At 62.2% G+C, this 14,730-nt stretch carries 9 protein-coding genes; 8 read left to right on the forward strand and 1 reads right to left on the reverse strand.

The window, feature by feature from the left end; all coding sequences use genetic code 11:
* Positions 1 to 43: 43 nt before the first annotated feature.
* The 6 genes from IDH44_RS08970 (at position 44) to IDH44_RS08995 (ending at position 10,226) form a co-directional block, all read left to right on the forward strand.
* Positions 44 to 4,936, forward strand: a complete 4,893-nt coding sequence (locus tag IDH44_RS08970; protein ID WP_190916823.1) for an Ig-like domain-containing protein — start codon at positions 44 to 46, stop codon at positions 4,934 to 4,936.
* Between the two features lie 112 nt (positions 4,937 to 5,048).
* On the forward strand, positions 5,049 to 6,941 hold the full coding sequence (locus IDH44_RS08975; RefSeq protein WP_190916826.1) for a beta-N-acetylhexosaminidase: 1,893 nt from the start codon (positions 5,049 to 5,051) through the stop codon (positions 6,939 to 6,941).
* A gap of 12 nt (positions 6,942 to 6,953) precedes the next feature.
* On the forward strand, positions 6,954 to 7,169 hold the full coding sequence (locus IDH44_RS08980; RefSeq protein WP_190916828.1) for a hypothetical protein: 216 nt from the start codon (positions 6,954 to 6,956) through the stop codon (positions 7,167 to 7,169).
* Positions 7,169 to 7,990: an SGNH/GDSL hydrolase family protein gene (locus IDH44_RS08985; RefSeq protein ID WP_190916830.1), complete on the forward strand. Its 822-nt coding sequence runs from the start codon at positions 7,169 to 7,171 to the stop codon at positions 7,988 to 7,990. The genes IDH44_RS08980 and IDH44_RS08985 overlap by 1 nt, the downstream gene beginning before the upstream one ends.
* A gap of 378 nt (positions 7,991 to 8,368) precedes the next feature.
* Entirely contained in the window at positions 8,369 to 9,154 is a 786-nt protein-coding gene (locus tag IDH44_RS27360; protein WP_397326759.1) for an IS110 family transposase, read from the forward strand.
* Between the two features lie 433 nt (positions 9,155 to 9,587).
* Positions 9,588 to 10,226 (forward strand): HAD family hydrolase, encoded by a 639-nt coding sequence (locus IDH44_RS08995; protein ID WP_190916834.1) that lies wholly within the window; start codon positions 9,588 to 9,590, stop codon positions 10,224 to 10,226.
* Between the two features lie 41 nt (positions 10,227 to 10,267).
* Here IDH44_RS08995 and IDH44_RS09000 read toward each other — a convergent pair whose 3' ends face one another.
* Positions 10,268 to 11,143: a hypothetical protein gene (locus tag IDH44_RS09000; protein ID WP_190916836.1), complete on the reverse strand. Its 876-nt coding sequence runs from the start codon at positions 11,141 to 11,143 to the stop codon at positions 10,268 to 10,270.
* Positions 11,144 to 11,319: 176 nt separating this feature from the next.
* On the opposite strand from IDH44_RS09000, the gene IDH44_RS09005 reads away from it, so the two are divergent.
* Positions 11,320 to 12,450: an ABC transporter substrate-binding protein gene (locus IDH44_RS09005; RefSeq protein WP_317890140.1), complete on the forward strand. Its 1,131-nt coding sequence runs from the start codon at positions 11,320 to 11,322 to the stop codon at positions 12,448 to 12,450.
* Between the two features lie 69 nt (positions 12,451 to 12,519).
* The gene (locus IDH44_RS09010; protein ID WP_317890149.1) at positions 12,520 to 14,640 is read left to right on the forward strand and encodes an iron ABC transporter permease; all 2,121 of its coding nucleotides are present in this window, start codon (positions 12,520 to 12,522) and stop codon (positions 14,638 to 14,640) included.
* Positions 14,641 to 14,730 lie beyond the last annotated feature (90 nt).

The raw sequence follows: 14,730 nt of genomic DNA on the forward strand, positions 1-14,730 counted from the left end.
GGACGACTACGGCGATCTATTGGGTACATTGGAGGGGCGACAGATGAAGAAAAAAACGGCAATTACGCTTATCTTTTTTCTCTTGTGGGGCAGCTTTCCATTGGCAATGAACAATCTGATCGAGACGCGGGCCGAGGGCGTGAATCTGGTGCCCAACGCCTCCTTCGAAGCGTATACGCCGGTCGCCGGCGGCAGCTGGAGCGATGCGAGCGCGGACGGCTGGGCGGTCAGTACCTTCAGCGGGACGCCGACGTATACCGTGGATACGACCACGGCTCATGCGGGCAGCGCTGCGGTCCGCATCGCAGCCGAGACGACCAGCCGCGGCGCGATCGCGCGTCGCATCGCCATCGAGGGCGATGCCGATTACGCATTCGGGGTCTGGGCCAGGACGGAACAGCTGCTGTCGAGCAGTGTCGGCGCCCGCATCCGCATGCAGTTCTACGATGCCGACAATGCGAACCTGAATCAGCATGTCATGTTCGGCTCCCTGCTGGGAACGGAGGACTGGACGCATCTGCAGAAGTATGTGCATACGCCGTCCGATGCCGAATCGGTGCTGATCGAGCTCTTCATCTGGAATGCGGCGGGGACCGCCTGGTTCGACGATGTCTCGCTCGAGCAGGTGGACGAGTATGTGCCGGTGACCGAGGTGTCGGCCGCTTGCCCTGACAAGGCGCTGACGGTAGGCGAGAGTGTCTATGTCCCGGCGCAGGCGTTGCCTGAGCAAGCCACGAACCGCAGCCTCACCTGGTCGTCTTCCGAGGCGGGGGTCGCCTCGGTCGACTCGGGCATGGTCTCGGGGCTGACACCGGGATGGACGGTGATCAGCGCGCATACGGAAGATGGTCCGCAGGCGAACTGCCCGATGACCATCACGGCCTATCCCGGCACGAACGCGCTGCCCAATGGCAATATGGAACAAGTGACGGCTTCGTCCGAAGGGGGCTGGAGCGACTGGCGGGCGGATGGGTGGAGCGCGTACACGTATAGCGGCGCCGTCAACTTCACGGTGGATCATGCGGAGCGTCATGGCGGGGCGGCGTCGGTCAAGCTGTACGCAGAAGAGCAGAGCCGGGCGATGATCGCGCGCTCCATCCCGGTTCGCGCAGGCGCGACCTATGAGGTAAAGGCCTGGTTCAAGACGCTGGATCTGGCGTCGACCAATGTCGGCTCGCGTATGCGGCTGATGTTCTACGATGCAGCGAATCAGAATCTCAATCAGCATGTCATGTTCGGTTCGGTCAAGGGCACGCAGGATTGGACCTTGGTCGAACAGCAGATCGAAGTGCCGGCGGGCGCGGTCTCGATGCGGGTGGCGGCCTTCCTGTGGGAGGCGGAGGGCACGGTCTGGTTCGACGATATGGAGATTACCGAGCTCGTACCGGTAGCCGAGGTGAGTCTGGACCGCCGGACCGCAGTCGTAGAGGCGGCGCAGCAGGTGCAGCTGGAGGCGACCGTGCTGCCGGTGTATGCGACGGATCAAGCGCTCGTCTGGACCACCTCCGATCCGAGTGTGGCTACGGTCACGTACGGCATGGTCACGGGCGTCGCCCCGGGCGTCGCGCGAATTACGGCGACTTCGCCGGAGGGGCCGCAGCAATCGGCTATGGTCGCGGTCGGGGCGAATGGCTACGAGCTGCCGGACGCGCATGTCGCGGCGTCGGTGGATGCCAACGCGGAATCGAACGGTCAATTGGCGGTGGAGGACGCGCAGCAGCATGCGTTATCCTATATCTTGCTCGACGAACCGCATAGCGGCTGGGCCGATGTGAAGAGCTCCGGGGCATGGACCTATGTGCCGCAGGCCAATTATACCGGAGCGGATCGAATCGGAGTCGTGATGATGAACGGAGACGGCGGTATCGGATATACCGAAGTGACGCTGGATGTACGGGGAAGCAACCGCCCGCCGACCGTACACGATCAGCAGCGGCAGACGGTGAAGAATCAACTGCGGGTGGAACCGCTGAGGACCGATGATCCCGATGGCGACGCGCTCTCCTTTGCCGTATCGCTGTCACCCGGACACGGCACTGTGACCGTGGATGGCAGCGGAGAATGGAGCTATATGCCCGATCTGGATTATACAGGCCACGATGCCTTCAAGATCGAGGTGTCGGACGGCAACGGAGGAACGGCGGAGGCATCAGTCAGCATCTACGTTGCGCCGACGCGCACCGACCTGATCAGTCAACTGAAGTCGGAATCGCTCGGGCAGCATCCACGGGTGATGATGCAGGCTCAGGACCTGCAGCGTATCCTGCAACTGGTCGATACCGACGTTCACATGATCCAATGGTATGCGAATGTGAAGACGGAGGCAGATGCGCTGCTAAGCGCGCCGGTTGCGGACGAGCAAGCGAACATGCTGCAGACAGCGCGGAACACGGTTGATCGGGTACAGACGCTGGCCATGGCTTATCTGGTAAGCGAAGACGCGCAGTATGCGGAACGCGCCTGGGACGAGCTGGAGGCTGTAGCCGACTTCGACGATTGGAACCCGTCGCACTTCCTCGATACGGCCGAAATGACCTACGCCGTGGCGATTGGCTACGACTGGCTGTACGACTATTGGACGGCGCAGCGCAAGAGCGAGCTGCGGACTGCGATGGTGAACAAAGGGCTGAATCCGGCCTTGAGCGGATACCGAAATGGCGAGTGGTGGTCGCGGACGTCGAGCAACTGGAATTCGGTCGTCAGCGGCGGAATCGCAATGGGCGCGCTGGCCATCGGCGATGAAAGTCCCGAGCTCGAGACGCTGGCGGGCGAATTACTCGAATACGCGGTGAAGTCCGTGCCGACGATGCTGGCGGATTACGCGCCGGACGGCGGCTGGCCGGAAGGGCCGATGTACTGGCGATACGGCACACGGTATGCGGTGTATATGCTGGAATCGCTGCAGATCGCGCTTGGTACCGACTACGAGCTGTCCGATATGCCGGGGTTCGCGGATACGTTGGCATTCTTGATGCAGGTCTCGGGACCGGTGGAGGTGTTCAACTATGCGGACACGATACCGGATACGTATAGGTCCCCGCTGGCGCTGTGGTTCGCCGATCGCGAGCAGGATGGCACATACATCGACTTCTATCGTGCACATGAGGACGAGGCGGCAAGCGGGGGCATATACGAGATGCTGTGGTACCGCCCGGCGCTGTACGCCAATCCGGATGCGCGCGAGGAGGTGGACGGGTACTTCCAGCGGATGGAGGCTGTCACGATGCGCAGTCATCCGACCAGCCCGCAGGCGAGCTTCGTCGGGTTCAAGGGCGGGGACAATGCGATTAATCACGGGCATCTCGATATCGGCAGCTTCGTCTATGACGCCTTGGGCATCCGCTGGGCAAGCGACTTCGGCGTGGACAATTACGATCTGCCGGATTACTTCGGAGATCGGCGCTTCGACTATTACCGACTGCGTCCCGAGGGTCACAATACATTGGTCATTGATCCGGACGATACACCGGGACAGCCCGAGCAGGCCCAGGCGCGGATGGAGCGGGTCGAGACGAAGCCGCAGGGGGCGCTGGCGATTGCCGATCTGACCGAGGCCTACTGGGGGGATGCCCTGTCCGTCAAGCGGGGGATGAAGTTGTTCGACATGCGGCAGCAGGTGATGGTGCAGGACGAATTCAGCCTGCGTAAGCCATCCGAGCTATATTGGTTCATGCATACGGCAGCGGACATCGAGCTGGTAGAGGACGGGCAAGCCGCTGTGCTGAGCATGGCGGACAAGAAGCTCTACGTCAAGCTGATCGAGGCGCCCGAAGGCGCGGCATTCTCGATCATGCCTTCGCGGCCGTTGCCGAGTTCGCCCGATCCGGAGGGGCAGGCGCTCAATCACGGCGTGCGCAAGCTGACCGTGCATCTCGAGGATGTACGAGAGGGCGCGCTGTCCGTATGGATGGTGCCGATGCACGAGCAAGACGCGCTGCCCGCGACTTCGCCGACCTATACACCGCTGGCGGGATGGTCGATTCCGGACGGTGAATTGCCTTTGCAACAGGCATTGCCCGAATTGCAGGCGATTCAAATGGACGGCATCGCACTTGCAGACTTCGATCCGGAACAGACGTATTATGCGGTCTCGTTGCCTTTCGAAACGGAGGACGTGCCGCAGATTACCGCAACGGCCGCTTACGATGTCACGATCGAGCCGGCTTCAGGCGTCCCCGGGAAGACGCGAATCATCGTGACGGACACCGTATACACGCAGCTCGAGCAACGGTATACGATCGACTTCAAGCAAGGCCCGATCATCGGCAATCTGCCGGAGGTGAACCGTTGGCCGGTGACGGCTGTGACGGCAAGCGATGTGCCGCAGGCCGACCAGGGGCACACGCCGGATCGGACGCTCGACGGTGACTTGGGCACACGCTGGTCCGCATTCGGCGCGCAATGGATTCAATACGATCTTGGCCAGTCGAGAGCGGTCGGCGCGGTGTCGATTGCGTACCTGAGCGGCAGCGCGCGCCAGTATTACTTCGAATTGCAGGCCTCCGAGGACGGGGTGAACTGGACCTCCCTGCTCACGACGACGAGCTCGGGAGAGACCGAGCAGCCGGAGCTATTCCCGGTGCCGGAGGTGGAAGCCCGATATATTCGCATCCTGAGCAACGGCAATTCCGCGAACAATTGGAACAGCATCACCGAGGTGGCGATCTTCAGGCCGTCGCCTGTGCATCTGGCGGTGACGGGACCGGATACGTTGACCATCAATGAGACAACGCAATTGCAGGCGAAGCGATTGTACGCGGACGGCAGCCGCGTGGCGACCACTGAGACTACGTTCGCCAGCGATCAGCCGGGCGTGGTCGAGGTCAGCGCGTCCGGAGACGTGCACGGACTCGCGGCGGGCGAAGCGACAATTACGGTAACCGATCTGGTGTACGGGCTGTCTACGGCCATTCCGATTACGGTGACGGCGCCGTGAGGCGTCGTCCGGCAGACGCGCAGGTGCGGGCGATGCAATGGGCGCGTCAATACGGGGAATTCATTGCTGACAGGTACGTCAGCGAAGGGAAGTCAATGAGGAGGAACGATCCATGAAGATGTGTGTCACAGGAGATGTCGAGGGCTTGCTCCCGGGCATCTCCGCCCTGGAGGATACGCTCGGCGTCTCGGTATTGCCGGGGCCGTCCGCCGACGCGCTGCATGTGCGTCTGCAGCAGCGAGAGGGGCCGCTCGAGGTATCGCGTAGCGGCAGCGAGGGTGTCATCGGGTACGCATGTCGCGCGCATTTCTTCAGGGGGCTCGGCTTGTTCGTGCAGCTGTCGCGGGAGGGGGAGGTCTTCACGCGCACCGAGCAGCCGCAGTTCGACTGGTGCGGCGCGATGTTCGACGCCTCGCGCAACGGCGTCCTGCATCTGGACAGTCTTCAGCGGCTGCTGCGTACGATGGCTGTCATGGGCTTCAACGGACTGATGCTGTACACCGAGGATACGTACACCGTCGAGGACGCGCCGTACTTCGGCTATATGCGCGGCCGGTACAGTCACGAGGAGCTGAGGGCGGCGGATGATTATGCGGATATGCTGGGCATCGAGATCGTCCCGTGCATCCAGACGCTCGCGCATCTGGGCGCGGCGTTGCAATGGGATTATGCGGCCGAGCTGCGGGATACCGATTCGATCCTGCTGGCGGGCAAGGAGGAGACGTACCGCTGGATCGAGCGGATGATCCGGGCAGCCTCGGCGCCGCTGCGAAGCCGCCGCATTCATATCGGCATGGACGAAGCGCATGAGCTCGGCCGCGGCCGCTATCTGGATGAGAACGGGCATGTGCCGCGCTTCGAGATCATGAAGCCGCACTTGCGCAAGGTGCTGGATATTGCGGAAGCGCAAGGGCTCAGCCCGATGATCTGGAGCGATATGTTCTTCCGCATCGTCTCCCCGGACGATACGTATTACAACCTGGAGAATGAGATTCCCGACTCGATCATTGCCGAGATGCCCAAGGATACGCAGTATGTGTACTGGGACTATTATCACGACGATACAGAGACTTACCGGGAGCTGCTGCGGCGGCACAAGCGGTTCGGCTCGACGCCGATGTTCGCCGGCGGTGTATGGACCTGGAGCTCTGTGACGCCCAATTACGGCGTGACCTTCGCGAATACGAACGCGGCGCTCGAAGGGTGCAAGCAAGAGGGCGTGCGGGAAGTGCTCGCGACGCTGTGGGGCAATGACGGGCAGGAGACGAGCCACTTCGCCGGGCTGCTCGGGCTGCAATTGTATGCCGAGCACAGCTTTGTCGCCGCGCCGACTGAGGAATGGGTCGCGCAGCGCTTCGCCTTTTGCACCGGCGGAGTGGCCGACGACTATCGGAGGCTGGGCCTGATCGACGAAGTGCCGGGCGTCGCGCCGGGCAATCCGATCGCATCCAATCCGGCCAAGTTCCTGCTGTGGCAGGACGTGCTGCTCGGGCTATTCGATCGCAATGTGGCGGACGTGGAGCTGACCGAGCACTATGCGCGACTGGAGAAGGAGCTGCGTCCAGCCATATCGGCCAATCCCGGGCAGGAGGCTATGTTTGCCTATTATGTGCAGTTGTGCGGCACGCTGAAGCTGAAGTGGGACTTCGGTCTGAAGGCGCAGCAGCTGTATGCACAAGGCGACAAGGATGGCCTGACGGGGCTGACCCGCGTGCTGGACGAGCTACACGAGCGTGTCACAGGACTGCGGAAGGTGCACAAGGTGCTATGGTTCGCCAATTGCAAGCCGCAGGGCTGGGAGGTGCTGGACATTCGCTACGGCGGGGTGCTGACCCGCATCTCGACGGCGCGCGAGCGGCTGATGGACTATGTCCGCGGCGTTGTCGAGCGGCTCGAGGAGCTGGAGGAAGAGCGGCTCCGCTTCGATTGGCGCACGCCGGCTCGTGAGGGCACGCTGGGACGATGCTATCACTATCAACGCATTGCGACGGCGAATCTGATCTGAGCGAGGGAGGCCATGATGAACATCCATCCGTCATTTCCGCATTATACGGATTACGATCCGCTTGTTCCCGTCCGGTGTGTCACGCCGGACGAAGGCGGGCTGCATCGTTTCTTCGATACAGCGCTCTACTTCAACGATGTCGACACGGCGCACTGGGAGCCGCAGGTCGTGCGCATCGATCCGTTCCCCGCGAGCGTGGTGCGCACGACAGCGGAGATGCGCCGCTAATGGACTATGACAACGGGTCGCTGCGCAGTCTTGATTTGCAACGCGGCGATAGCCTGGAGCAGGTTGTTCCCGAGGCTCTGGCCAGAGGGCGATTCTCCATAGAGGTCTGGCGGGTGCTGATCAGCCGCGATTATGCGGCTGATCGCGAATTCCAGGTCGCCTATCACGGCATCGATTGCTTCGGCGAGCCGGTTCATCCGCCGCCGCTGTCAGCGCTTCCGGCCAAGCGCTGGCTGGCTTACGGTTCGTCGATTACGCACGGCGCCGGAGCAACGGTGCACTCCAGCTCCTATATTCAGCAGGCTGCGAGAAGGCTGGGTGTCGATGTGCTCAACAAGGGGCTAGGCGGGGCCTGCCTGTGCGAGCCGGAAGTGGCCGCACACTTCGCTGACCTGGACACCTGGGATTGGGCCACGCTGGAGCTGGGGGTGAACATGCGCGGACTGTTCACGACCGCGCAATTCGAGCAGCGGGCCCGCGCCTTCGTGCAGCGCATGCTGCGTCCCGGCAAGCCGGTGGTGCTGATCGATATGTTCCCGAATGCCTCGGATTACGCCGCGAATCCAAACGACCCGATGCGTGATGTTAACCGTGAATTCCGCGAAGCGCTGTGGCGGATCCACGACGAGTGCGCGAACCCAAAGCTGCATATCATCTCGGGCGAACAGTTGTTGCCCGTACTGCGACTGCTGACCGTCGACCTGATCCATCCGTCCGATGACGGCCATATCGAGATGGGCCGCTTGCTCGCCGAGCGGCTTCGTCGCCTGCTGCCGGAGCATACGGCGGTGGACCCTGCTGTCACGAACTATGGAAGATAGGAGACGCGCGAGCATTCGCTGAGGAGATTGCGAACACGATCTGGTATGCACGAAGCCCGGTGTCAATGCGACACCGGGCTTGTCGTCGTATGCTCCGGATGTGCCTCAGAAGCGGGGGGGGTCTACGCTTGACAAGCATCAAATCTATGCATAAGATAACCCCATCGTGATTCGTACAAGGTGAACCACAAGTTGACTGCAAGATTTGAATGACAGAATTTTCATGCCGGAAAGCATGACTGCAAGCGTGAGCAGACCGGCGAGGGAAGCCGGGAGCGAGATGGACTGGCGAAGGTGGCAACTCTAACGGACACCACCAGCTATGAAAATAAAGGGTTGCATCGCGTCTCCCGTCTATGAGGTAATAAAGATAAGCAGATCAAAGGTCGATCGCATTTTGGGGCGGAGGAGCGACAATGCCCCCAGGTTGCCATGGAAAGCACCGGCGTATTTTGGAAACCGATTTGGAATATTCTAGAGGGATCTTGTACGTTGACCCTCGCGAATCCAGCTCGTATCAAGAATGTGCCCGGCAAGGAAACAGACTATATCGATGCGGAATGGATCGCTCGGTTGCATCGCAGCGGGCTCATTGAGCAAAGCTTCATCCCGGGCGAAGCGATTCGTGACTTGCGAGACGTCACCCGTTATCGTCGTAAACTGCTGCAGAATGTCACGCAAGAGAAAAACCGAATTCACAAGATTCTGCAAGACGCCAATCTGAAACTCACGACGTACATGTCCGACGTCTTTGGCGTTTCCGGTCGGTTGTTACTTGAAACCATCGTCAATGGCGAAGTGTTGACGGAGCAGCAGGTGCGTGAAATGGTGATGGTAAAAAAACGAAAAAAGAATAAGCGCGGGAATAGAGGGCTAAAATCCGTGCGTTGTCAATGCAGCTGGGCAGCGATACGAAAGAAAGATTCCCGAATAGCTGCTCTATATTACCGATTGGTCAAGCGAATGGGTAAGCAGAAAGCAATCATGGGCGTCGCTCACTTACTTATTCGAATCATCTATAGTGTACTGCGTGACAAAGTATCCTATCAGGAACTGGGTTCGGATTACCTGGGTTCCCGCGAGAAGAACGTCGATTACTGGATTCGTAAAATCAAGCAAATGGGCTATGAAGTGGAGTTGCAAGAACTAAAACCGGCTCAATAGCCAAAAGTGAATTTTTGGTTATTGAAAACTGCGAAAGACCTCTTTCGGCTTTTGGCGCTTTAGTGCTTTATCGTGCGAAGTTGTTTTTCGTATAAACGCGCTAATCCGCCAGCGCACAATCGTGACGCTAACGGATGCTCGACGGAGGACTAGCGGTGGCCTAACGGATGCTCGACGGAGGACGAACAGTGTTCAAACGGTGGCTTAACGAAGGCAAGCCGTATGAATCAGCTTTTCGGCGTGAATCCGCAGCGAATCCACGGCGTGAATCCGCTAGGCGCAGGCGACGCCGTCAGCGCCGTCGAAGCGCAAACTCGAGAGGAGTGAAGACTGTGGGTTACATAGCCGCATTGCGGCAAAAAGCAAGGACTGAGCCGCTTGCTCAGCTCAATCCCTTCACGGCTCATGATCTGCGCAAGGCGGGCTGCATCGCATGGTGAAGGGCATCATTTTCGATATGGACAACACGCTGCTGCGCTCGACGATCGATTTTGCGTCGATGAAGCGCGATACGCATCGATTCCTCGTCTCGCACGGCGTGCTGGAGGAGTCGGTGGAGCTACAAGCGCACACCACATCTACACTCATTGAAACGGCCGTCCAGTCCGGGCGCATGACCGATGAGCTGCTCGACAAGCTGTGGGCCATCCCCAAGCGCTACGAGGTGGCGGGCATGCAAGATGCCGATCTGGAGCCGGGGGCGCGCGAGCTGCTGGCGGATCTCGAAGGGCGCTGCCGTCTAGCGATTGTGACCAACAACGCGGTCGAAGCCGCCGAGGAGGCGCTGCGCACCAATCGGATCCGCTCCCATTTCGACTGCCTTGTCGGCCGCGAGACGACAGGCGCGATCAAGCCTGCGCCAGACGGCTTCCTCCATGTGCTGCGGCGTGCTCCGCAGCTTCGGACGGAGGAGTGGCTCTCCGTCGGCGATGCCTGGATCGACGGCTTGGCCTCGAGTCGAGCGGGCATTGCGTTTGTCGCTTACCAGTGCGACCGCGCCGGGCTGGAGCGGCACGGCGTAGCTTCGATTGGCGCGATCGAGCATCTGCAAGAGCTCAAGCACTATCTCTAGCCTCTTCGTCATCCTCTTCGTCGTGCCGCCCCCCGGCGATCTCAGGCGAGCGGCAGGTCTTCCAGAGCGCGGGTCTCTTGATCGTGCAGCCGCACGATCGGATCGAGCTCGTCGCTGACGAAGGCGTGGCCTCTGTGGCCCAGGAAGCGGCAGGCCGCCCAGCCTGCGCGATCGGCGTCATAGGCGCGCACCCAGTCGCGCAGATGCGCCTGTTCCGCTTCGCTCTCGAAGGGGAAGGCCGTCGGCGGTCGGCTGCTGCCGCAGCGCCAGGGCTTCGGCGTCAAGCGCGCGCGGAAGCACTGCTGGACCCGACACAGGTGACGGTACTTCGGATCGCTGTTCAAGTCCGCCATCATCTCGTCGGCCTCCCGGCCGTCCGGCTCGAATGGCGCATGGGTCACCAGATAACGCAAGCCGGCTCGCGTCCGATAGACGCGGACGCCCCAGGCGTGACGGGTGAGCAGCCAGGCCTCCAGACGCTCCATTGCCGCCGCTTCCGCCTGCTCGGCCCTGGCCTCGCGGACCGACTGCCGATCCCACAGCCGCTTGAGCCGCTGGCTCCATGTGTAGTCCGGCTCGAAGGCCTCCAGATCGACGTCGACGAACATCGCCTGCGCCGTATTCAAGACGAGCGCGCCGTAGCTGTTGCGCGTGACGGCGTACAAGACGCGGCCGTCGCGGTCTGTATGCGCGTGCAGTACCTGCTCGCGCATTGGCCGCTCCCCGTAAGTATAGCCGCGGGGCAACGGCTCCCCTTGGCGGATGCGCAGCGCCAATGCGTCGGCGGCCTCCAGGGCGGCCCGCTCGGCTTCGCCGCGGCTCGTGTCGGACCAGCGCCAGATGGCGAACGGGAGCTTTTGGCCGTCCGGCTGCTCTGCTTCTCCATAGGCACGATGCCAATACCGATAAAATTTCAACGCCGATCCCCTCCGCAAGGTTGATTGGGGTCATTATATCATGCCCCGGTCCAAATTCATTCGTCCGAAAGGCTTGACAATTTGGGACTACCCTCATACAATCAATAATGATAATCTTTCTCAACAAAAATGTGCGATGCGAGAGGATTAAATCAATGGCTTGGGGGAATGAACACGTGCAAGATGGACAAGTGCAGAAGGATCGGAAACGCTACATACGAATGGGAATGGTGCTGCTGCTGGCAGTGATGGTCGCGATGCTGGCAGCGTGCGGTCAGTCTGACAATGGCGGGACGAATAATACGGAAGCTAACGCGGCCGAGAGCAGCGGACAGAATACGAGCGCCGGAGGCGATGGGGACGACTCGTCAGCCAGCGACGCAGAGGGTAACGCGGCAGAAGCTGAAGATGCTAATGAAGGCGAGACGGCAGGTCCGATCACGCTGCATGGCTCATATGAGGATGTCACGCTGGAGGCCCCTGCTGTGCGCGTCGTCGCGCTCGAATGGAAGTACGCCGAGGAGCTGATCACGCTCGGCATGCAGCCGGTCGGGGTGGCGGACATTGAAGGTTACAACAAGTGGCTGAGCGAGAATGCGGCGCTGGGGGCGGACGTCGTCGACGTCGGTACGCGTCAGGAGCCGAGCCTCGAGGAGATCGCGGCGCTGGAGCCCGATCTGATCATCGCGCCGCAGACGCGCCACGAGGCAATTATTAATGAACTGAAGGCGATCGCGCCGACGGTGCTGTACAATCCGTATCAGGAGGAGGGCGGCGCGGATCAGTATACCGAGATGGTAGAGACGTTCCGCAATATTGCCTTGGCCGTCGGCAAGGAAGACGAAGGCGAAGCTGTCCTGGAACGTTTGCAGCAAAAATACAACGATGCGGCGGAGCGCATCGCCCAGTCGGATCTTGCGACGAACACGTTCGTCCTGGCCTCGGGCTACAGCTCGCAGAACGTTCCGACGCTGCGCGTCTTCACGGACAACGGGATGGTGACGCAGATTCTGGAGCGTATCGGGCTGGAGAACGTCTACCACTCGGATAACTATGAAATTTACGGATACACGCAGACGACGGTCGAGCTGTTGACGGAGCTGGATGGAGCAAACTTTATTTATACTGTGCAGGAGGACGACAATATCGTCGAAAATCAGCTTGCGGATAATCCTGTCTGGACGAGCCTGCAATTCGTCAAGGAAGACCGGACCTACGCGCTGGGCGGCGATACGTGGATGTACGGCGGCCCGCTGGCGGCGGAGGTGCTGGTCGATCGGGTGCTGGATGTACTGCTGGGCGAATAAGCCCGGCGACGCTACAGGACTGGATCCGTACGGCGGGTGAAGCGTGACGGGGGAACTGTATTGAAGGAAGTGGACGGCATTGTAAACGAAAGTAAACCTACAACAATTAGGCAATCAATAAACGACGGCCCGGTATATACCGGGCCGCCGCGTGCTGTCCGGCCGTGGAAGACGACCCTGACCGCGGTTGGCCTGATCCTGCTGCTGCTGGCGATCGCTGTGTGGCAGCTGATGCAGGGCAAGGCCAAGCTGGGCTTGCTTGATATCCTCGAGGCCTGGGCGACGCCTGCCGAGGCGCGCTCGGCCGCGCAGCATATCGTGCTGTCCATGCGGCTGCCGCGCGCGGTGCTCGGCATGCTCGTCGGCGGCGCGCTGGCCGTGGCCGGTACGCTGCTGCAGACACTGACGCGCAATCCGATTGCCTCGGCGGGCACACTGGGCATCAACGCGGGCGCGTACCTCGCCGTAGTGGCCGGTACGATCTTCTGGCCGGCGCTGGCCAGCGGCTCCTCGCTCGTGTTGGCGGCAGTCGGCGCGACGGCGGCGGCATTGTTCGTATACGGCGTGGCCGGGGGCATGCGCGCGACACCGGTAAGGATGGCGCTCGCCGGCATGGCGACGGCGCTCGTGATGGGGGCCGTCACCGGGGCGCTGCAGCTGCTGTACGAGAATGAGACGAGCGGTCTCTTCCTGTGGGGCTCGGGCACCCTCATCCAGATCGATTGGAGCGGCGTCTCGTTCGCGTGGCCTTGGGTCGCGGCCGGGACGGCAGCGGCCTTGATCCTCGCCAGGCCGCTCGATCTGTTGCTGCTGGACGAGGAGACCGGGCGCTCGCTCGGACAGCGCATCGCATGGACCAGACTGCTCGTCCTGGCCGTCGCAATCCTGCTGGCCGCGGTCGCCGTCAGCGTCGCCGGACCGATCGGCTTCGTCGGGCTGATCGCCCCGCATCTGATGCGCTTGCTCGGCCTGCGCCGACACGCGGCGCTGCTGCCGTTTGCGTTCTTGACCGGCGCCTTGCTCCTGTCCTTCTCCGACCTGGTGGTGCTGCTGCTGGAGGCGCGCTTCGGACTCGTCCCTGTCGGAGCGATCACTGCGCTGGTCGGGGGGCCGTGGCTCATCTGGCTGATCCTGCGGATGGGCCGCAGGCGTCTGGCCGGCGGCGATGTCAGAGCTGACGCGCATCGCGGCCGCACCAGAGCCGTACCGCTGCGGCTGGCGCTCGCACTGACGGGAGCCGCGCTCGCCGTCGTGCTGGCGGCCGGGCTGGCGTGGGGCAGCCTGCGTATCCCGCTCGGCGATCTGCTGGCTGTCCTGACAGGCGGCGGCAGCGATCTACACCGCATGATCGTGCTCGATCAGCGCTTGCCCCGCATCCTGGTCGCCGCGCTGGCAGGCGCCGCGCTGGCGGTGAGCGGTCTGCTGCTGCAGGGGGTCGTGCGCAATCCGCTCGCCGATCCTTCGATTGTCGGCATCACCTCCGGCGCCGGGGCGGGGGCGCTGCTGCTGCTCATCGTGCTGCCGCAATTGCCGGTCGGCCTGCTGCCGGTGGCGGCGTTCGCGGGCGGCATCCTGGCTGCTGCGACGGTCTATGTGATCGCCCTGCGCAATCAACTGCAGCCGGTGACGCTGGCCTTGATCGGCATCGCGGTCTCAGCGTGCGCTGCCGCCATCATCCAGATGCTCGTCGTCCACGCGCAGTTGCGTGTGGCTGTCGCGCTCGCCTGGCTGGCCGGGAGCACCTATGCCCGCGGCTGGGACGACTTCGCGCTGCTGGCCGCCTGGCCGATCGTGCTGATCCCGCTCGCCTGGCTATTGGCGAGGCGGCTCGACCTGCTGGCGCTGGGCGACGCCTCCGCGGTCGGCCTCGGGCTGCGTATCGCGCGCACTCGCTTGCAGGCCTCGCTAATCGCCGTCGCGCTGGCCTCCGCAGCGGTGGCGATCGTCGGGACCGTCGGCTTCGTCGGCCTGATGGCGCCGCATGTGGCGCGGCTGCTCGTCGGCCATCGCCATCGCGGTCTCTTCCCGCTGACCGCGCTGCTCGGCGCCGGTCTGCTGGTGGCCGCGGATTGGCTGGGGCGCACGGTGCTCGCGCCCAAGGAGATCCCCTCCGGGCTCGTCGTCGCCTTGCTCGGCGCGCCATTCCTGCTCTGGCTCATGCGCGATCGCCGCGGCAGAGGCGCGGCCTAGCCGTAGCGACAGGTTTCCCGGCGGAATAGCCGCGACGGCCGGACCGTTCCGAGCCGGTAGCCATTCAGCAACTTGCAAAAACCGCCGCCA

The organism is Paenibacillus sabuli (assembly GCF_014705605.1).
GTDB classification, from domain to species: domain Bacteria; phylum Bacillota; class Bacilli; order Paenibacillales; family Paenibacillaceae; genus Paenibacillus_D; species Paenibacillus_D sabuli.

Coding starts and splice junctions, on each gene's coding strand:
- IDH44_RS08970 (WP_190916823.1), top strand. CDS start 44: ATGAAGAAAAAAACGGCAATTACGCTTATCTTTTTTCTCTTGTGGGGC.
- IDH44_RS08975 (WP_190916826.1), top strand. CDS start 5,049: ATGAAGATGTGTGTCACAGGAGATGTCGAGGGCTTGCTCCCGGGCATC.
- IDH44_RS08980 (WP_190916828.1), top strand. CDS start 6,954: ATGATGAACATCCATCCGTCATTTCCGCATTATACGGATTACGATCCG.
- IDH44_RS08985 (WP_190916830.1), top strand. CDS start 7,169: ATGGACTATGACAACGGGTCGCTGCGCAGTCTTGATTTGCAACGCGGC.
- IDH44_RS08995 (WP_190916834.1), top strand. CDS start 9,588: ATGGTGAAGGGCATCATTTTCGATATGGACAACACGCTGCTGCGCTCG.